General features: G+C 51.4%; 19 protein-coding genes. 6 read left to right on the top strand and 13 right to left on the bottom strand.

What is annotated here, in order from left to right:
- Nucleotides 1-46: 46 nt before the first annotated feature.
- The gene (ribA, locus tag WC7_RS13150) at nucleotides 47-637 is read right to left on the bottom strand and encodes a GTP cyclohydrolase II (RefSeq protein WP_016153247.1); all 591 of its coding nucleotides are present in this window, start codon (nucleotides 635-637) and stop codon (nucleotides 47-49) included.
- A 202-nt stretch (nucleotides 638-839) separates the two neighbouring features.
- Here ribA and pgpB point away from each other — a divergent pair, with 202 nt between their 5' ends.
- From pgpB to yciH, 5 genes are all read left to right on the top strand, one after another.
- Nucleotides 840-1,604, top strand: coding sequence for a phosphatidylglycerophosphatase B (pgpB, locus tag WC7_RS13155; protein ID WP_016153246.1), 765 nt, complete (start codon nucleotides 840-842; stop codon nucleotides 1,602-1,604).
- Nucleotides 1,605-1,753: 149 nt separating this feature from the next.
- Complete coding sequence (locus tag WC7_RS13160; RefSeq protein WP_006684318.1) at nucleotides 1,754-2,062, top strand: LapA family protein; 309 nt, start codon at nucleotides 1,754-1,756, stop codon at nucleotides 2,060-2,062.
- A 6-nt stretch (nucleotides 2,063-2,068) separates the two neighbouring features.
- Nucleotides 2,069-3,238 (top strand): lipopolysaccharide assembly protein LapB, encoded by a 1,170-nt coding sequence (gene lapB / locus WC7_RS13165; RefSeq protein ID WP_016153245.1) that lies wholly within the window; start codon nucleotides 2,069-2,071, stop codon nucleotides 3,236-3,238.
- 190 nt (nucleotides 3,239-3,428) lie between these two features.
- Nucleotides 3,429-4,166, top strand: a complete 738-nt coding sequence (pyrF, locus tag WC7_RS13170) for an orotidine-5'-phosphate decarboxylase (protein WP_155849798.1) — start codon at nucleotides 3,429-3,431, stop codon at nucleotides 4,164-4,166.
- A complete protein-coding gene (gene yciH / locus WC7_RS13175; RefSeq protein ID WP_016153243.1) occupies nucleotides 4,167-4,493 on the top strand; it encodes a stress response translation initiation inhibitor YciH in 327 nt (108 codons plus the stop codon).
- Nucleotides 4,494-4,583: 90 nt separating this feature from the next.
- Here the strand turns inward: yciH and osmB are convergent, their stop codons facing one another.
- The 7 genes from osmB to fabI all read right to left on the bottom strand — a co-directional run bounded on the left by osmB (nucleotide 4,584) and on the right by fabI (nucleotide 12,698).
- On the bottom strand, nucleotides 4,584-4,802 hold the full coding sequence (gene osmB, locus WC7_RS13180) for an osmotically-inducible lipoprotein OsmB (protein ID WP_003020583.1): 219 nt from the start codon (nucleotides 4,800-4,802) through the stop codon (nucleotides 4,584-4,586).
- Between the two features lie 268 nt (nucleotides 4,803-5,070).
- Nucleotides 5,071-5,823 carry a DNA-binding transcriptional regulator YciT gene (locus WC7_RS13185; RefSeq protein ID WP_016153242.1) on the bottom strand — a complete coding sequence of 251 codons (753 nt, stop codon included), beginning with the start codon at nucleotides 5,821-5,823 and terminating at the stop codon, nucleotides 5,071-5,073.
- A 95-nt stretch (nucleotides 5,824-5,918) separates the two neighbouring features.
- Complete coding sequence (locus WC7_RS13190) at nucleotides 5,919-6,101, bottom strand: YciZ family protein (RefSeq protein WP_016153241.1); 183 nt, start codon at nucleotides 6,099-6,101, stop codon at nucleotides 5,919-5,921.
- A 182-nt stretch (nucleotides 6,102-6,283) separates the two neighbouring features.
- Complete coding sequence (gene pdeR, locus WC7_RS13195) at nucleotides 6,284-8,275, bottom strand: cyclic di-GMP phosphodiesterase (protein ID WP_032947122.1); 1,992 nt, start codon at nucleotides 8,273-8,275, stop codon at nucleotides 6,284-6,286.
- A gap of 265 nt (nucleotides 8,276-8,540) precedes the next feature.
- Entirely contained in the window at nucleotides 8,541-10,475 is a 1,935-nt protein-coding gene (locus WC7_RS13200; RefSeq protein WP_016153239.1) for an exoribonuclease II, read from the bottom strand.
- An 89-nt stretch (nucleotides 10,476-10,564) separates the two neighbouring features.
- Nucleotides 10,565-11,710, bottom strand: a complete 1,146-nt coding sequence (locus WC7_RS13205; RefSeq protein WP_016153238.1) for a carboxymuconolactone decarboxylase family protein — start codon at nucleotides 11,708-11,710, stop codon at nucleotides 10,565-10,567.
- A gap of 199 nt (nucleotides 11,711-11,909) precedes the next feature.
- Nucleotides 11,910-12,698, bottom strand: a complete 789-nt coding sequence (fabI, locus tag WC7_RS13210; protein ID WP_016153237.1) for an enoyl-ACP reductase FabI — start codon at nucleotides 12,696-12,698, stop codon at nucleotides 11,910-11,912.
- A gap of 441 nt (nucleotides 12,699-13,139) precedes the next feature.
- On the opposite strand from fabI, the gene WC7_RS13215 reads away from it, so the two are divergent.
- Nucleotides 13,140-13,829 (top strand): EAL domain-containing protein, encoded by a 690-nt coding sequence (locus WC7_RS13215; RefSeq protein WP_016153236.1) that lies wholly within the window; start codon nucleotides 13,140-13,142, stop codon nucleotides 13,827-13,829.
- A 38-nt stretch (nucleotides 13,830-13,867) separates the two neighbouring features.
- Here the strand turns inward: WC7_RS13215 and sapF are convergent, their stop codons facing one another.
- From sapF to sapA, 5 genes are read right to left on the bottom strand one after another with little or no spacing between them, the layout of a single operon-like run.
- A complete protein-coding gene (gene sapF, locus WC7_RS13220; RefSeq protein ID WP_016153235.1) occupies nucleotides 13,868-14,674 on the bottom strand; it encodes a peptide ABC transporter ATP-binding protein SapF in 807 nt (268 codons plus the stop codon).
- A 1-nt stretch (nucleotide 14,675) separates the two neighbouring features.
- Nucleotides 14,676-15,668, bottom strand: a complete 993-nt coding sequence (gene sapD / locus WC7_RS13225) for a peptide ABC transporter ATP-binding protein SapD (protein ID WP_016153234.1) — start codon at nucleotides 15,666-15,668, stop codon at nucleotides 14,676-14,678.
- Nucleotides 15,668-16,558, bottom strand: a complete 891-nt coding sequence (gene sapC, locus WC7_RS13230; RefSeq protein ID WP_016153233.1) for a peptide ABC transporter permease SapC — start codon at nucleotides 16,556-16,558, stop codon at nucleotides 15,668-15,670. The genes sapD and sapC overlap by 1 nt, the downstream gene beginning before the upstream one ends.
- Nucleotides 16,545-17,510: a peptide ABC transporter permease SapB gene (gene sapB, locus WC7_RS13235; RefSeq protein WP_003020545.1), complete on the bottom strand. Its 966-nt coding sequence runs from the start codon at nucleotides 17,508-17,510 to the stop codon at nucleotides 16,545-16,547. The genes sapC and sapB overlap by 14 nt, the downstream gene beginning before the upstream one ends.
- Nucleotides 17,507-19,150, bottom strand: coding sequence for an ABC transporter substrate-binding protein SapA (sapA, locus tag WC7_RS13240; RefSeq protein ID WP_016153232.1), 1,644 nt, complete (start codon nucleotides 19,148-19,150; stop codon nucleotides 17,507-17,509). Before sapA ends, sapB begins: the two co-directional genes overlap by 4 nt.
- Between the last annotated feature and the right edge of the window lie 177 nt (nucleotides 19,151-19,327).

Here is a 19,327-nt window from a genome sequence, read left to right as displayed (position 1 = left end):
CAAAAAAGCCTGCGAGAGCAGGCTTTTTGATAGGCGGTGACAACGATTATTTGCCCAGCAAATGTCCCATCTTGGCGGCTTTGGTGTCCAGATAATGTTCATTTTTTGGATTACGGCCCACGATCAGCGGCACGCGTTCAACAATATTGATTCCCGCTTCGGTCAGGATTTCTACTTTCTTCGGGTTATTGGTCAGCAAACGTACCGCATCCACGCCCAGCAGCTTGAACATATCGGCACACAGCGTGAAATCGCGCTCGTCTGCCGCAAATCCCAACTGATGATTCGCTTCAACGGTATCATAACCCTGGTCCTGCAACGCGTAAGCGCGGATTTTGTTGAGCAGGCCAATGTTGCGTCCTTCCTGACGGTGATAAAGCAGAATACCACGCCCTTCTTCTGCAATGTGGGTGAGGGCCGCTTCGAGCTGGAAACCGCAATCGCAACGCAGGCTAAACAGCGCATCGCCAGTCAGACATTCGGAGTGGACGCGCGCCAGGACAGGTGTTTGGCCTGTGATATCACCAAAAACCAGTGCGACATGATCGTGTCCGGTTGCCAGTTCTTCAAATCCCACCATCAGGAAATCACCCCAGGGGGTTGGCAGTTTGGCTTCTGCCACACGTTTAAGCTGCATGTAATTCTCCAGATTATGCTGGCACTCGTCGTGCCTTCGCCTGTCGGCTTCTGTTCTGTATTACACTATTTTGCCATAAGGCAACGACGTTCACCTAATCGCGACCACGGATTCGCTTTTGGAATGGCACAAAATTGTCAATTTTCCCGACGTGTGAATTTTTCAGTTATGATTGTGATACTTATCGACGAAAGGAGAGGCAATGCTGTCTATTGCAAAGCGCACCGCAGTGGGGACCGGACTGCTACTTATCATGCCGGTTGCCGTATGGGTATCAGGCTGGAGCTGGCAGCCGGGGCACAATGTCTGGTGGTTAAAGTCCTTGTACTGGGTAACGGAAACGGTGACGCAGCCGTGGGGAATTATCACTCACGTTGCGCTTTGTGCATGGTTTCTGTGGTGCCTGCGTTTTCGTCTTAAAGCCGCGATAATGTTGTTTGCTATTCTGGCAGCGGCGATTTTAGTGGGACAGGGCGTGAAGTCCTGGGTAAAAGACAGGGTGCAAGAACCGCGACCTTTTGTCGTGTGGCTGGAAAAAACGCACCATATTCCGGTTGATGAGTTCTACACTTTAAAACGTAAAGATCGTGGGCATTTAGTCAAAGAACAATTGGCCGAACAGCAGGATATTCCAACGTTTTTACGCAAGCACTGGCAAAAAGAAACGGGTTTTGCCTTTCCGTCCGGACATACGATGTTTGCCGCCAGTTGGGCTTTACTGGGCGTAGGGCTGTTATGGCCGCGCAGACGAACGCTGACGATTGTGTTTTTGCTGATTTGGGCGACCGGCGTGATGGGCAGCCGCTTGCTGTTAGGCATGCACTGGCCCCGTGATTTGGTGGTGGCAACGCTGATTTCGTGGCTGCTGGTGACGCTGGCAACCTGGGTTGCACAGCGGGTATGTGGACCATTAACCCCACCAGTGCTGGAGAAAAAAGAAATCGCGCAGCGAGAACAAGAAAGCTAGCGATGATTGATTTTTCAAATTTTGCCCTCAAATCAGAAAGTGGAAAGCGCTTTTCCGTTTCGCACTCGTTGTGAAAATGGTAATTTAAAGGGCTCAACGCGGTAAGTTGGACACGATTTATTCGCTCAAACCACATAACGGGAAGTAATGTGAAATATTTACTCATTTTCTTACTGGTGTTGGCGATTTTTGTTATTTCGGTGACATTGGGTGCGCAAAACGATCAACAGGTTACGTTTAATTACCTGCTGGCTCAGGGTGAGTATCGTATCTCTACGCTGCTTGCTGTATTGTTTGCCGCAGGGTTTGCGATTGGTTGGCTAATTTGCGGCCTTTTCTGGCTGAAGGTTCGTGTGTCTCTTGCGCGCGCTGAACGTAAAATCAAACGACTGGAAAACCAGCTTGCGCCTGCGACCGACGTTGCGGTATCTGCCGATTCGTCGGTTGTGAAGGAATAATTATTTATGTTGGAGTTGTTGTTTCTGCTTTTACCTGTAGCTGCTGCCTATGGGTGGTATATGGGTCGCAGAAGTGCGCAACAAACCAAGCAGGATGAAGCTAACCGCCTTTCTCGTGACTATGTCGCCGGGGTTAACTTCCTCCTGAGCAACCAACAAGATAAAGCGGTGGATCTGTTCCTTGATATGCTAAAAGAGGACACAGGCACCGTTGAGGCTCATCTCACCCTCGGAAACCTGTTCCGCTCTCGCGGTGAAGTCGATCGCGCAATCCGCATCCATCAAACGTTAATGGAAAGTGCCTCGCTGACCTACGAGCAGCGTTTGCTGGCCGTGCAACAGCTGGGGCGCGACTACATGGCCGCAGGACTGTACGACCGCGCGGAAGACATGTTCAATCAGCTTACCGATGAAACTGATTTTCGGGTTGGTGCATTACAGCAACTGTTGCAAATTTATCAGGCCACCAGCGAATGGCAAAAAGCCATTGATGTCGCAGAGCGTCTGGTAAAACTCGGCAAAGACAAACAGCGTAATGAGATAGCCCACTTCTACTGCGAACTGGCCTTACAGCAAATGGGTAGCGACGATATGGATCGCGCCATGACGCTGTTGAAAAAAGGCGCCGCGGCAGACAAAAACAGTGCACGGGTATCCATCATGATGGGTCGCGTGTACATGGAAAAAGGTGATTACGCGAAGGCGGTTGAAAGCCTGCAACGGGTCATTTCCCAGGACAAAGAGCTGGTCAGCGAAACGCTGGAAATGCTGCAAAGCTGCTACCAGCATCTGGGGAAAAACGATGAGTGGGCGGAGTTTTTACGTCGGGCCGTCGAGGAAAATACTGGTGCCGCCGCCGAACTGATGCTGGCGGATATTCTTGAGGCGCGTGAGGGGGCTGATACCGCTCAGGTCTATATCACTCGTCAACTGCAACGTCATCCTACGATGCGCGTGTTCCACAAGCTGATGGATTATCATCTCCACGAAGCAGAAGAAGGGCGTGCCAAAGAGAGCCTGATGGTTCTGCGCGATATGGTCGGAGAGCAGGTACGCAGTAAACCGCGCTACCGCTGCCAGAAGTGCGGTTTTACGGCGTATACGCTTTACTGGCACTGTCCATCCTGCCGTTCATGGTCAACCATTAAGCCCATTCGCGGACTTGATGGGCTGTAATTTTCAAAAAAAACCTCATTTTAGTTACAACATACTATTGGTGTGTAATCGATCCATCCTCAACCTCCGCTGCCGGTTCGCCTGGCAGAAATGTAATCGCGCCTGTTAATTTTCTATTACCGCAGGTAGAATGCACGCCGTTTACCCATTTCGCGCCGCCGTGGGCGCCCATCCTCAAGAAGGTCTGGTCATGACGTTTACTGCTTCATCTTCTTCTCGTGCTGTTACCGATTCTCCTGTCGTTGTCGCTCTCGATTATTCTAATCGTGATAAAGCATTAGCTTTTGTCGACAGAATTGATCCTCGTGATTGCCGTTTGAAAGTGGGCAAAGAGATGTTCACGCTTTTTGGGCCTCAGTTGGTTCGCGATCTACAACAGCGTGGTTTTGACATCTTTCTTGATTTGAAATTTCATGATATTCCCAATACCACCGCGCATGCAGTTGCCGCTGCTGCCGAACTTGGCGTCTGGATGGTTAACGTTCACGCTTCTGGCGGGGCGCGTATGATGACTGCAGCCCGTGAAGCCTTAGTGCCTTTTGGCCAGGACGCGCCGCTGCTGATTGCCGTGACGGTTCTGACCAGTATGGAAGCCAGCGACCTCACCGATCTCGGCGTGACGTTGTCACCTGCGGATTATGCTGAAAGACTGGCGCGCTTAACCCAGAATTGTGGTCTGGACGGTGTCGTATGCTCAGCGCAGGAAGCGGTGCGATTCAAGCAGGCGTTGGGCCAGGCATTTAAGCTGGTGACGCCGGGGATTCGTCCTGAAGGCAGCGAGGCGGGCGATCAGCGTCGTATTATGACACCGGAACAGGCGCAATTAGCAGGTGTGGATTACATGGTGATTGGTCGTCCGGTCACCCAGTCGGCCGATCCCGCGCAGACGCTGAAGATGATCAATGCTTCCCTGAAACGAGGTGCGTAAATGAACGACTCAAACTCTCGTCTGGTCTACTCTACCGACTCCGGGCGTATTGATGAACCGAAAACAGCGCCTGAGCGTCCAAAAGGCGATGGCATTGTTCGTATCCAGCGCCAGACCAGTGGTCGCAAAGGGAAGGGCGTGTGCCTGATTACCGGTATTGATCAAGACGATGCCGAACTGACCAAATTAGCCGCAGAACTGAAGAAAAAGTGTGGTTGCGGTGGAGCAGTGAAAGATGGCGTGATTGAAATTCAGGGGGATAAACGCGACCTGATTAAATCGCTGCTGGAAGCTAAAGGAATGAAAGTTAAACTGGCTGGCGGTTAATAAAAAAGCCACGGAAAATTTCCGTGGCTTTTTTATAATACAGACCTGAAAAAGTAAACGTATTATTATATCGAGCCGTTTAACCGTAGATTATTTACCCACCTGGTGGCCAATAATACCACCTACTGCAGCACCACCCAGCGTACCCAGCGTGCTACCGTCAGTCAGGACTGCACCACCTATTGCACCTGCACCAGCACCGATTGCGGTGTTACGATCTCGTTTGGACCAGTTAGAGCAGGCACTCAGCGACATTGCCAGAGTAATCGCCAGAATGGCAGCGGTCATTTTTTTGCTCGTTACTAACATAATACTTTCTCCTGAATTATTGATTCACGGAATCCAGTGTTCTTTAAGGATAGCGTCAAATTAAGACTATCGAAGATATTTCCGTGAAACCGTTTAGCGAAGTCATTACAAACACTATCCTGAAGTTGGAGGTTCGTTCCTGTTATATCGCTAACATTAATTTTACGACTTTATCCTGTTAACGACAGGTAAAAAGTCTTAATTGGATTGTCAGATAACTCTCAGAGAGCAGATGATTTGTCTGCTGACAAACCATCTACTGAAGATTTTATGCGTGGGCATCAATGATATTGACGATTAATCCTGAATGTTCGAGCTGCATTTGTACGCTGGCGCTGAGTCTGGAGTCCGTTACTACGCGGCTGAATCGCTCTAATGGACCCAGCGTGTAAGGGTGAATGGCGTCGAATTTTGAGCTGTCGGTCAACACAATAACTTCTGCGCCTTTTTCCAGCACCGCGTTAACCACGTCAGAACGCATCATATCGCGTCCGGTAAAACCGGTATCAGCCTGCCAGCCGTCAATGCCGATAAAGGCCTTACTGAAGTGTACCTGCTGGATAAACTGGCGAGTTAAGGGGCCGACCATGCTCTCACTTTTTTTCTGGTAAATTCCACCGAGAAGAATCACTTCACAGGGCGTTTCTTTGAGCAGATGAGCAATGTAGCTGCTCACGGTGATGATGGTGACATCTTTTTGCTCGGCCAGCGTTCTGGCCAGAAGTGCATTGCTGCTGCCATTCTCAATGAATACGGATTCGCCTGGACTGACCAGAGATGCAGCGAATTCAGCCAGTTCACGTTTCAAAGTGAAATTGGTCATCATGCGCGTTTCAACATCATCGCTGTTCAATGAAACAGCAAAACCGTGGGCTCGGCGTAAGTAACTCTGTTTTTCCAGCGTGTTCAGATCCTGTCGAATCGTCACTTCGGAGACACCGGTGACTTTTGCCAGATCGGCGACGCTCATCTGACCTTTATCGGTCACCATCTGCAAAATAGATTGTTGTCGGGAATTCATAGTATTAATTTTATTGCGATATAGTATCGGAAATTAAACGGAAACTGCATTATCTGCAGTTTGCTGATAGCAGCGACATCAAAAGATCACTGTCATCAGATCTCCCATGGCGCCTTCTGCTTTTTCGCCAAAGATTCGGCATCTTCTTTGACCGTGTTTAACAGTTCAGCTTTCAAAATTTCAAGATTGTGGATGGCTGAGTGGTAATCACCTGCAACGAGGATATCCAGCACGGTATCAATACGTTCGGCCAGACGCTGAGCGTCGATATCAGACATGGTCGTCATCCTAATGGCAATAGAGTTTGAATTTCATGATGCAGAATTTCATGGCAAAAGAGAAGGGAAAAATAGTATTAACCTGAACGATTGAAGAATATTATATATTCTGTGATTACATGCGGATAGCGTCGTCATGTAATGTCCATTTATGGCTATTCATCACCTTCATTCCCTCTGCATTAGCGCATTTTTTTACTCAGATGGCGGCGATACCAACGTTCAAATGCGGCGGCTGGCATTGGTTTGGCGAATAAAAACCCCTGACGCTCATTGACGCCATTTTTGGTCAGAAACGCATCCTCTTTCGCGCTTTCCACGCCTTCGGCGATGACCTGCAGGTTGAGCGCCTGCGCTACCGCAACTATGGCCCGTACCAGCGATTGTGAAATGGGTTGTTTGTGGATCTCTCTGACAAAGGTCTGATCCAGTTTAATGGCATCTAGCGGGAAGCGGGCCAGTTGAGACAGCGACGAATAACCGGTACCAAAATCATCCAAATGGATTTGCGCTCCCAACTGGCTAAACTGCTGAATGACTGACAACGCCAGTTGCTCATTTTCTATCAAACTGCTTTCCGTTAATTCAACATCGATGGGGCAATACTCAAAGTTGAGCTCGTGAAGTACCTGCTTAAGTGCGGTAAAAAGCGTCTGATCGGCGAGCTGGCGGGCAGAAACGTTTACCGCCACGCGCAGGTTTATTCCCTTGTCGCGCCATTTCGCGACCTGGCGCACAACGTCGAGAATAACCCAACGCCCCAGCGGGACGATGAGCCCCGATTCTTCGGCGTAGGATATAAACTCCAGCGGTGGAATGAGGCCGCGTTCCGGAGATTGCCAGCGAACCAGCGCCTCCAGGCTGCGCACTTCACCGCGCCAGGTTATCTTTGGCTGATAATGGATAACCAGTTGATCGTTATCCAGCGCCTTACGCAGATTAGTATCCAGCCACAGATATTCAAATACCCGCTGATTCATTTCCGGAGAAAAAACACAAAACTGCCCACGGCCGCCTTCTTTCGCGGTGTACATGGCTGTATCCGCGTTACGAATGACGCTCTCGCAGTCCTGACCATGCTGAGGCGCGAGGGATATACCAATAGAGCATCCGGTATAGACTTCAATCAGACCGATGCGGAAGGGCTGGCGCAGGCGCGTCAGAATGCGCGATGCGGTGGCTTCCAGTGTGCCCTGGGATGTTTCGGTGGCAAGAACAATGAATTCATCGCCGCCAAACCGCGCCAGGATCTGGTTGTCTTCGAGGCAACTGAGGATTGCCAGCGACACGCTTTGTAGTAGCTGATCGCCAAACATATGCCCGTAGGCATCGTTTACCTTTTTGAAGTTATCCAGATCGAGGTACGCAATACCGACCTGCGTATCGCCCGCGTTCTCAATCGCATTGCTGATCAGTTCATGAATTGCGTTGCGGTTTGGTAATCCAGTGATGGAGTCGGTATTCGCCAACACCCGCAGTCGTTCCTGCGCGCGGCGTTCTTCAGTGATATCGGTCCCGGAACAGATCAGAAAAATTTCGTTCTTGCCGCTACCGTTATGCACAAATTTATTGCGAAAAAGAAACAGACGCTGGCCTTTGCAGGTCTTGACCCAGCGTTCAACCTCATACGAGTTACCTTCGCGAAAAAAGACCTCAATATTGCGCCGTGAAGCCGCCGCTTCACGACGGCTCATAAATAATGTGAATACACTTTGACCAATGACTTCACGTTCTTTGAGGCCGGTGTACTCCTCGCACAGGCGATTAAACCGCTGAATGTTGCCCATGCGGTCAAGAATGACAATAACGGAATTGGCTTCGGAAACGACTTGTTCGGCAAAAGAGAGGCCGTGGGCTAGATCGCGGGCGACGGAAGGGGTGTCATCCCAGGCTGATGCGCTACCAGCCCATTCGCGCTTATTGATTTTTCGACCGACCAGATGCACGGGAATGTCGTCATCTTCAATGGGCAACGTCATTAGCAGACTTGACGTGATCACCGTCAACTCGCGAATGCGATCGGCTTGTTCAGGTAATAATTCGATGGTCTGATCAGCTTCTGACGCTTCGTCGATAGAGAAATGCAGGATGTTGCAATCCTCTGACAAACGCCAGTAGGGGTTATGAGTGCCCACATAGCTATACAACGTAACCAGCTCCCGGACGTCTTTCATCATGTGTACTATCCCGTTTAAAGCGCATAGAGCCTCAAAAGTATGGGTAGCCATGATTCATTCGGGGTGATTATGGCTGAACGTATTGTTTTTTTTATATATTTATGTTTAATCCAGAATCCGTAAAAAGCAAAGCCAGCGGAACTGAAAAAAGTAAAAAAATAAAATTGACCGAATGAAAGAAGTGTAGTGCGGTGGTGGGAATTTGGGCGGGAAAAAGAAACGACCTTTCACAAAATGAGAAAGGTCGCTGGATTGATACGTGTTACGCGGCTGGACGCGCGATAACGCTGCGGGTTTCCATGCGAACTTCGGCGATGGTTACGTCAATCACATCCGTGACTTTGTAAACCACTTCACCTTTAATTTGCACCGTGCCGCTTTCCTGGCTGCATACCAGCTCGTCCCGAACGGCGTGCAGGAATGGGGCAGGAATAAATGCGACTGCGCCATTATCAACTAAACGTACGCGCATACCGCCGCGGCTGACGTCAATTATCTCGGCCGCAAAGCGGGTATCGGTCCCGGCTTTGTCACTCAGGAAACGGGCGTATAACCAGTCGCCCACATCACGCTCAGCCATCCGGTTCAGGCGACGACGTTCCGCCATTTGCACCGTGGTATCATCCCCAGGGCGGGCGATGGTTTCACCTTTGATGACGGCCTTAAGCAGACGGTGGTTAATCATATCTCCATATTTACGAATAGGAGAGGTCCAGGTGGCATAAGCCTCCAGACCCAGCCCAAAGTGCGGCCCTGGCTCGATACTGATTTCAGCGTAAGACTGGAAGCGGCGAATTCGGCTGTCGAGGAAACCAGAAGGCTGCGCATCCAGCTCGCGGCGCAGTTTGCAGAAACCTTCCAGCGTCAGGACTTCCTCGGCATCAACGTGCATACCATGGGTTTTTAGCAGCGCGGCCAGAGCGTCGGCGTTGGCCGGGTCGAATCCCATATGGACGTTATAAATCCCGAAGCCGAGCTTGTCGCGAAGCACGCGGGCGGCGCAAATGTTTGCCGCAATCATGGATTCTTCCACGATACGGTTTGCGATGCGGCGTGGCTCAGCGACGATGTCCAGGACTTCACCTTTTTCACCAAGAACAAAACGGTAATCCGGGCGATCTTTAAATACCAGAGCATGGTTATGACGCCATTCACCGCGGCTCAGGCAAATACGGTGTAGCAGACGGATTTGTTCAGCAATCGCGTCATTTGCAGGCTGCCAGTCACCGGCACCTTCCAGCCAGTCGGAGACGTTGTCGTAGACCAGCTTCGCTTTCGACTCAATCGTCGCTGCGAAGAAGGTGATGTTGTCTTCAATCGCGCCATCTGCGGTGATGGTCATACGACAAGCCAGAACCGGACGCACTTCGTTCGCGCGTAAAGAGCACAGATCGTCAGACAGTTCGCGTGGTAGCATCGGGATATTGAACCCCGGCAGATAGTTAGTAAACGCGCGAATTTTTGCTGTTTTATCCAGCTTGCTGCCTTCTGCAATCCAGGCCGTAGGGTCGGCAATGGCGACAGTTAATTGCAGTTTGCCGTCGGCCAGCTCTTCAGCATAAAGCGCATCGTCCATATCTTCGGTGCTGGCGCTGTCGATGGTGACAAAGTTGAGGGCGGTTAAGTCCTGACGAACCAGACCTTCATCCAGCATCTCAGTTGCCACACCGTCCGGCGCTTCTTTTTCGAGATTATGGCGTGCCAGCGTGACCCACCACGGGACAAAGTGGTCATCAGCAAAAGTGATAAATTGGGTTAACTCGGCATAGAAGGTGCGATCGCCTTTCAGCGGGTGGCGACGCATTTCAGCGACGGCCCAGTCACCTTCTTTAAAATCGTGCTCAACGCCGCGGGCGGCACGGCAAGGGATCGCTTCTTTCAGTAACGGATGATCCGGCACAATGGACAGACGATCATTTTTGCCCTGAACTTTACCCACGAAGCGCGTCAGGAAGGGTTCGATCAGTTCTTCCGGCTCGGCAGATTCACGATCTTTTTCTGTATGGATAACCGCAACAATGCGGTCGCCATGCATCACTTTTTTCATCTGCGGCGGTGGAATGAAATAGCTTTTTTGTGCATCGACTTCCAGGAAGCCAAAGCCTTTTTCCGTGGCTTTTACCACCCCTTCAGCACGTGGCGTCTGGGAATGCAGTTGCTGTTTAAGCTGCGCTAGCAGCGGGTTGTCCTGAAGCATAATTGTCTATTTTCGTGGCTAAAAGAGCGGCTGACAGTTTTACGCGATTCTCTCAGTTGCGGCAAGCGCTCTTTCAGTAAGTGGATCGGTTAATAAGTCTCGCCCAGCGCGATTTTCAAGCGATTCAACCATCCGCACAATCCGCTCCAGGCCAGCAGGTTAATCGCTTGTTCAGAAGAGATGCCCTGATCGAACAAAGGGGTTAACAGCGCGGCGCTAAAACGGTCGGGCGCTCGGGTTAGCCATTGTACCGCCTGCAGGGTGACGCGCTCAACCGGATGTCGCTGTTCCCAACGCTGTAATTCACGTTCCTCCTGGCGAAGCAGGGCGATAACGTTGGCTAATTCATTGGCTGTATGTGCCTGTTCATTAAAGCAGGCCACGCTGCCGTTAATCCGTGACGTCATTAGCGCCGCCAGTGAAAATGCCTGCACCGGTACTGCGCTGCGCCGGGTACTGGAAATCAGTGTCGTGAATAAATCTAAAATGACCGGTGAATGGATCAGTAATGGCACCAACGCTTGCAGTTCATCGGGAAAATGTCTGGCCGTCGTCTCGTCCTGATCAGGATATTTTTCGATTGGGAATGGCGCAGCGTGCCAGGTAGCGTTTGTTGCACTAAATGACGAAGCGTGAGCGAATTGCTGTATATCCAGCACCGGTATTCGGCGTACCGGATGTCCAAACCAGGCCTGAAACAGGGCCACGGTCCGGGCCTGAAAACCGACGAAGCCGATAATTTGATTCATCAAAATACTATCGCTGGTGGTCAGCCCGACCGCATCCAGATGCTGGCGATCGCGTGCGCCTATCACGTCAGGAGAGCTGGCAAGTTGGCGAGCATATTGGGTAATTTGCGCCAGCCGATGGTTACTTTCCCGTGACGAGTCAGGACCAGGAAGCGGTGTTAACCGCGCGGCATAGTGATTGCACAATCGCTGGACGCCATACACCTGAGCGACGGTTAGCGCCGTACTCATCCGTTCATAGGCGCTGAATGTGTGCATCTGATTCAGGTTTACGTGAACCGGGAAGAGAACCTGGGCAAGGTTACGGGCAGGGGTTAACCAGGATTGAAAAGGCAAAAGGGCGTCATCAGGTATCGCCAGATCCAGTAAAAAGCAGTCGTCGACATGAGCAGCTTCCGGCACCAGCGGCAGAATATCTTGCGGATGCTTGCTGGATTGCGTCTCATGATACCAGTGGCTTTTGCCTTCAATTCGGCGTTGTTCCATGGGCGGTCCTTGGTCTAAAAAGTGGCGACCCGGACACGTCGTCTACTACTACGCCGGATCGTTTGCGCTGCAATATCCTGACGTAAGCAGAAGAGTGGATGAAAGATTGTTCCGTGATAATAAATATCAGAAAAGCATATATGGCGGCGGGCAGAGGAGAGTCATGGGCGGGGCAAGACCGCCCATAGAAGACTTACGATTATTTCAGTTCCAGCTCGTTCATTGCCGCGATACTGAAGCCACCATCTACGTGAACGACTTCACCAGAGATGCCGGCAGCGAGATCGGAGCACAAAAATGCTGCGGAGTTGCCCACATCTTCAATGGTTACAGTGCGGCGAATCGGCGTAACCGCTTCACAATGCGCCAGCATTTTACGGAAATCTTTAATGCCGGAAGCGGCGAGTGTACGGATAGGACCGGCAGAAATAGCGTTCACACGCACCCCTTCAGGACCCATCGCATTAGCCATATAGCGGACGTTCGCTTCCAGTGAGGCTTTTGCCAGGCCCATCACGTTGTAGTTAGGGATGGCGCGCTCTGCGCCCAGATAGGATAGCGTCAGCAGCGCTGAGCCTGGGTTCAGCATGGAACGGCAGGCTTTTGCCATCGCCACAAAGCTGTAAGCACTGATGTCATGAGCAATTTTGAAGCCTTCGCGGGTGACTGCATTCACATAGTCGCCATCCAGTTGGTCTGCGGGCGCAAAACCAATGGAGTGCACGAAACCGTCGAATTTCGGCCAGGCTTTGCCCAGTTCGGTAAACAGTGCATCAATGCTGGCGTCTTCCGCCACATCACACTGCAGTACGATGCTGGAACCCAGTTGAGCTGCAAATTCTTCGACGCGGCCTTTTAGTTTGTCATTCTGGTAGGTGAGCGCCAGTTCAGCCCCTTCGCGATGCATTGCCTGAGCGATACCCCAGGCGATGGACAGTTTGCTGGCAAGACCCGTTACCAGAATGCGCTTACCGGAAAGAAAACCCATAGCTTTAATCCTTATGGTCATTGCTTATTTTTAGCAATCAATGAGTTATGATCACAATTTGAAGGTGTTTCGAAATGGGGCAGCAATTATATCCCACTCATTGTGCCTTGTAGAATAGTTATCATCCCTTACTGATAATCACTTTTCATTACACATGAGGGTTTTAACACTTTCCCTGGTTAAGTCTCATTCATTCTGCGAAGCGCGGGGGGATGGAGAAAATACAAGGCTTTAAAGGCATCTCAATGGTATTATTAACTGCTAGCTTATGTTTTAAAACATAGCAATGTAGGAACTTTCTTAAAACAAAAAATATGACCGTATTCAGTTCGTTATGATATATTGTTTTTATCGATCGATATTGATACATTGATCGTTATTATTGATTGATTGTGATTAAAAGTGCATTATCAGGAAGTTATGATCAATTGGAGTGGTCTTATGCACTATCATTTCATCGCGGAACCGATGAGAGACACAACTGATACGTTACTGGGTGTTGAGATGAGCGTCCGGTTTGCTTCAGATACGGTTTCGCCGATACATCCAGAGTTCATCATTTCAGCGTGGAATAGCGAACAAAAACGTAATTTCATGCTCGAGCAAATTCGATTAATTGCCGAAAAGCGTAATTGGTTTGAGAGCCACAACCTTTTCTGTACTCTGAACCTCATTGATGAAATGGCGCTGCTGGCAATTGGCGACCCGAGCGTCAAATCGGCGCTACATGCCATGCCTTTTGTTGCACTAGAACTTTCAGAGCGTTTTCTGACGAATACCGTATGTCTGAATAATCTGCTGATTAATTCACTTTGCGACGGTCCAAACGCATTATGGCTGGGCGATCTGGGCTCCGGCAGCATTGGGGCCAGTCCGCTGGTTTGCGGTCGTTTTGATGTTGTGAAGTTGGATCGTGGTTTTTTCCTGGATCAGGCTGAAAAACCGATGTTCCCGGTGCTAATTAAAAACATCCGCGAATATTGCGACCGCATTGCGGTGGAGGGCGTGGAAACCAAACAGCTTATCGACGAAGTAGGCGCGACTGGTGTTTGGGTGATGCAGGGATCCCTTTTCCCTTCGGTCGCGTTTAGCGAGGTTGATACACTGCTCTTACCAAATGTTTGTCACTGATTGCAAAATTGCCCTCCGGTTGAGGAGGGCTGCATCTGCTAGCGATCTTTTCGCCACGCGTCAGCGGTAAGCGCTTCGCCGAAATGACCGGCGATCAGGCGACGGGTCAACTCATGCAACGGCGAGGCCAAAACATCTGCTGTACTGCCGCGTTCAACCACTTCACCCTGGTGCATGACTAATACCTGATCGCTGATGTGCTTCATCATGCCGATGTGCTGAGTCACATAGATATATGAAATCCCCTGTTTTTCCTGTAGTTCCAGCATCAGATTGATGAGCTGCGAACGCATCGACATGTCCAGAGAGGCCAGGGCTTCGTCGGCGATAATGACTTTGGGTCGCAAAATGAGCGCTCGGGCAAGGCCCAGACGCTGTTTTTGTCCCGGAGCCAGCATATGCGGGTAATAACTCACATGGTCAGGCAACAGACCGACCATCCGCATGGTCTCGATGATCTGTTTGCGGCGCTGTTCAGGCTCGAGGTCGGTGTTCAGACGTAGCGGAAAATCGAGGATCTGCGAAATACGTTGCCGTGGGTTAAGCGACGTTGACGGATCCTGGAAAATCATACGGATACGCTGACTACGGAATGAATAATCACCATATTTTAACGGGTGATCGTCAATCAGCAGCTCACCGCTGGTGGGCTCAATCATACCGGCCAGCATCTTCGCCAGCGTAGATTTACCGGAACCATTTTCACCTATAACGGCGAGCGTCTGACGCTCGCGCAGGGTAAAGCTCAGGGGCTTAACGGCCTCAACGGTCTGACGGCGGAATAAACCCGTCCGGTAGCGAAAGGTTTTGCTCAGATTACGAACTTCGAGCAGGGTTTCTACCATCTCACTCTCTCTCCATGTTCAGCGGGAAATGACAGGCGTAGAGATGATTCTTTGCTCCGGTCAGTCTTGGGGTTTCGATACATTCGCGCTGAGCATAAGGGCAGCGCGGCCCCAGACGACAGCCTATAGGTAATTGTTCCAGCAATGGAATGGCTCCTGGCATGGTATTCAGGCGGCTTTTGTGCGGCATTGCGCTACCAAAATCAGGAATGGCGCGAATCAACGCTTGGGTATAAGGATGATGCGGAATAGTCACCAGTTCTTTACTGGGCGCAGTTTCCACCGTTTGCCCACAGTACATCACGTTAATTTTGTCAGCCCACTGGCTGAGCATTTGCAGGTCATGGCTGATCAACAAAATGGTGGTATTGCTGTTTTGGTTCAGTCGGGTCAGCAGGCGGAAAATTTGCGCCTGAGTGGTTGGCTCCATCGCGTTCGTTGGTTCGTCGGCAATCAGTAAACGCGGCTGATTAGCCAGGGCGATTGCGATCATCACTTTCTGGCATTCGCCGTCGGTCAGTTCATACGGGAAGCTGCGCATCGCATCTTTATGATCTTTTATCCCGACGCGGTGCAGGAGTTCAATCGCGCGGCGTTTACGCCAGCCGATACGCTGCCACCAGCGGCCTTTATAAGTCCATGCCGGAATATTTTGCATCAGTTGTCGTCCAATGCGCTCAGACGGATCGAGACACGATTGCGGTTCCTGAAAGATCATGGAAACGTTATGGCCGACCAGCTTGCGTCGTTCACGCGCGGAAAGGCGCAACAGATCGATATCATCAAAGCGCATGCGGTCTGCGGTTACGCGCCAGTTATCTTTCGCGACGCCGCAAATGGCCTTGGCGATCAGGCTCTTGCCGGATCCAGATTCACCAACCAGTCCGCGGATTTCACCTTCATTGAGGGTCATGCTGACGCGGTCAACCGCCTTCACCCAGTCGTCGCCGGTTCTGAATTCAATGGTCAGGTTGCGGATATCCAGTAATGGCATTATTCCACCCCCGCAATAATTGCCCGGCGCACGCCATCACCCAGCAGGTTAACCAGCAGCACGCTTATCATAATCGCCGCACCTGGCAGCATAACCGTCCACGGTGCGACATAAATCAGCTCCAGCGCGTCGCCAAGCATGGCTCCCCATTCTGGTGACGGCAACTGTGCGCCAAGGTCGAGAAAACCCAGCGCAGCGATGTCCAGAATCGCCATCGACAGCGCACGGGTGATTTCAGTGATAAGTCCGGCGGTAATATTGGGCAGAACGGCAAACCACAGGATATTGAGCGTGGTTGCGCCGTCCAGGCGAGCGGCGATAACGTACTCTTTTTCCAGCTCGTCATGCACCATGCTGTAGACGGAGCGTACCATGCGCGGCAGCAGCGCCAGCCAGACGGCAAACATCGCGTGTGTCAGATGCGGTCCGGCAAAGGCCACCACAATAATCGCCAACAGCAGCGAAGGGATCGAGAGCAGGGTGTCCAGAATGTGGTTCAGCACCGCGGAGCGCAAACCGTGCGTCGCGCCGGCAACCACGCCCAGTAACAGGCCACATAGTGTGGCGGCGAGGGTGACGACAAACGCGCCGCCAACGGTCGGGGCCGCGCCGCTGAGCAGGCGACTTAACACGTCACGCCCGAGATCGTCAGTTCCGAGGAAAAATGAGACTTCGCCATAGCGCGACCATGACGGAGGTAAAAGCTGATAGCCGAGAAACTGCTGGTCGATGCCATAAGGGGCAAACCAACCACCAAAAATACACAGAATCGCCAATCCTGCGCAGCCATACAGGCCGATCATCGCAGTCGCATCGCCGTAAAAATTGCGCCATGTGGTGCGCAGCGTACCCGGCGGGCGCTTTTCGCTGTAGACGCTATCGTAAGGCATACCATTCCTTATGTTTCAGAGGGTTAGCCATAGCACCCAAAATATCAGAGATGACGTTAACGATGATAACCAGTGAGCCAATCACCATGACGCCCGCCGAAATTGCCGCGTAATCCTGCTGGCGAATTGCGTTAATCAGCCAACGGCCAAGACCTGGCCAGCTAAAGACCATCTCGGTGATCATCGCCAGCGTCAGCATGGTGGAAAACTGTAAGCCCAGACGCGGGATCACCGGCGGAAGGGCGTTGTGCAGAACGTGACGGCGCAGAATGGTTAAGCGTGACAGACCGCGCGTGGCGGCCGCTTTAACGTAGTTTTGATCAAAGACCTCAATGGTGCTGATTCGCATCAGGCGAATAACTTCCGTGGTAGGGGCGACGGAAAGCGTCAATACCGGAAGCACCATGTGACGGATTGCGCTGACCAGCATTTCATCGCGCCAGGGCGAGTCGGAGATCCACGCATCAATAATGGCAAATCCGGTAACGGGCTTCACTTCATAGAGAAGATCAAAGCGTCCCGAAACGGGAAGCCAGCCGAGAGTCAGTGAGAAGAGCAACGTCAGCAACAGCGCCAGCCAAAAAACCGGAATGGAAAAGCCCATCAACGCTAAGGCGCTGATGCAGCGGTCCTGCCATTTGTTCCGCGTGATGCCAGCCAGCATACCAACGGGGATCCCAACCATCAGCGCAAAACCAAAGGCCAGAATGCACAGTTCCATCGTCGCCGGGAACACCTCCTTCAACTGTTCTGAAATCAACTGACCGTTAATACTGGATACACCAAAATCCCAGTGAATGAGGCCATTGAACCAGAATACCCAGGCGTTCCACAGCGATGCACCCTGTAACGGCGCATGAGGCGTGAAGTAGCTCAGGCTGAATCCAATAAAGGTCAGGAAGAAGAGGGTGACCAGCAGCAATAAAAAACGACGCAGGGTGAAGATAATCATGGCTTTTTCACCTCATCTTTCTTTTCCCTGGAAACCCCGGCAAAAGATGCATTGCCGAACGGACTCAACACCAGTCCTTTGATATCGTAACGATAAGCCTGTAGACGCAGTGAAGAGGCCAGCGGCAGGATCGGTAACTCTTTCGCGAGAATATTTTGCGCTTCGTCATAGGCATCAATTCGCGATGAGAGTTGCTGCGAAGAGAGGGCTTTGCGCAGAACACTGTCAAATTCCGGATTACACCAGTGGGCGAAGTTAGTCTGCGAGTTGATGGCGGCGCAGCTTAGCAACGGTCGGAAAAAACTGTCAGGATCGTTACTGTCCGTCGCCCAACCGGATAACGTTAGATCATGGTTCATATCCATTAATCGCGCCTCCTGAAAACGACCTTCAACCGGAATGATTTTAACTTTCACACCCACCTGAGCCATGTCAGCCTGAATCAGCTCGGCGGTTTTCAGTGGACTGGGGTTCCAGGCCTGAGAACTGGTGGGTACCCAAAGCTGTAATGTCAGGTTCTCCAGCCCCAGTGCTTTTAACTGCTCGCGCGATTTTGCCGGATTGTACTCTGTAATTTTAGCTTCGTTGTCATAAGCCCACGAGGCGCGAGGCAAAATAGATGCTGCGGTTTCCGCCGTCCCGTAGTAGATGGACTGCATCAGCCGTTGGTTATTAATGGCCAGCGCCAGCGCATGCCGCACGGCGGGATTATCCATCGGTGGTTTATTGGTATTGAATGCCAGATAGGCGATGTTCATCCCCGGGCGCAGGGTCAGACGCAGGCGCGGGTCATCACGCAAAATGCTGAGCTGACTGGCGGCAGGCCAGGCCAGAACATCACACTCACCGGTCAGGAGTTTCGATAGACGTCCGGTGCCACCAGAGCCGAGGTCCACAACCACCTGCGGCATCAGAGGAGTACCACGCCAGAATTTTTCATGGCGCTGCAGTCGAACATATTGCCCTGCGCGATTCTCCGAAAGCTGGTACGGTCCGGTGCCGACGGGTTGTCTGTCGAGCAGTTCCTGGCGATCCTGTTTTGCCAATTTAGCCGCATATTCTGCTGACATCACGGAGGCATAATGCGTGGCGAGGTGCCACATGAAGGAGGCGTCGGGCTGAGTTAAGCGGAACTCAACGGTGTTGTTGTCCAGCTTGCGTACGCTTTGGACGTTATCGGCGAACTGTAGGCTGTCGAAGTAGGGGAAACTGCTACCGTTTACATTGTGCCACGGATGCTGGCGATCAAAGATGCGCTCGAAGGTAAACACCACGTCGTCTGCATTCAGTTTGCGGGTGGGGGTGAACCAGGCCGTCTTCTGAAACTGGACGTCACGACGCAGATGGAAGCGGTAGGTTGCGCCGTTATCCAGCACCTCCCAGCTTTCAGCCAGCTCAGGCACCAGTCGATAGGTGTACGGATCGACATCGAGTAGTCGGTCATACAGCTGGGCTGCCAGGGTGTCGACGATAAGACCGCTGCTCGCTTTTTGCGGGTTAAACGTATTGACCTGCCCGCTAACGCAATAGACAAAGCCGCTGTCACGAATATCAGCATGCGAAGCCTGTTCAGGCGCGGCAGCAGCCTGACCACTCAGAAATCCAGCCATCACGATCAGAGATGATAAAACCAGGCGCATAATTTTAAAGGATTATAAATAAAGGGGCTATCTTACTAATATTTAATGACATTTGCCATTACCGTTTGTGTTTGGGAGTAACAGGCTCGATAAGCGCGAGTTCAACACCGCGACATGGTCAAAATTCATACCTGCTATCCACTTTGAATCTACTCTGTTAACTATCTTAGCATTTTC

The organism is Citrobacter sp. KTE151 (assembly GCF_000398845.1).
Classification (GTDB): domain Bacteria; phylum Pseudomonadota; class Gammaproteobacteria; order Enterobacterales; family Enterobacteriaceae; genus Citrobacter; species Citrobacter braakii.
The sequence above is the reverse complement of the archived record's forward strand: the minus strand, read 5'-3'. Positions and strand labels throughout refer to the sequence as shown.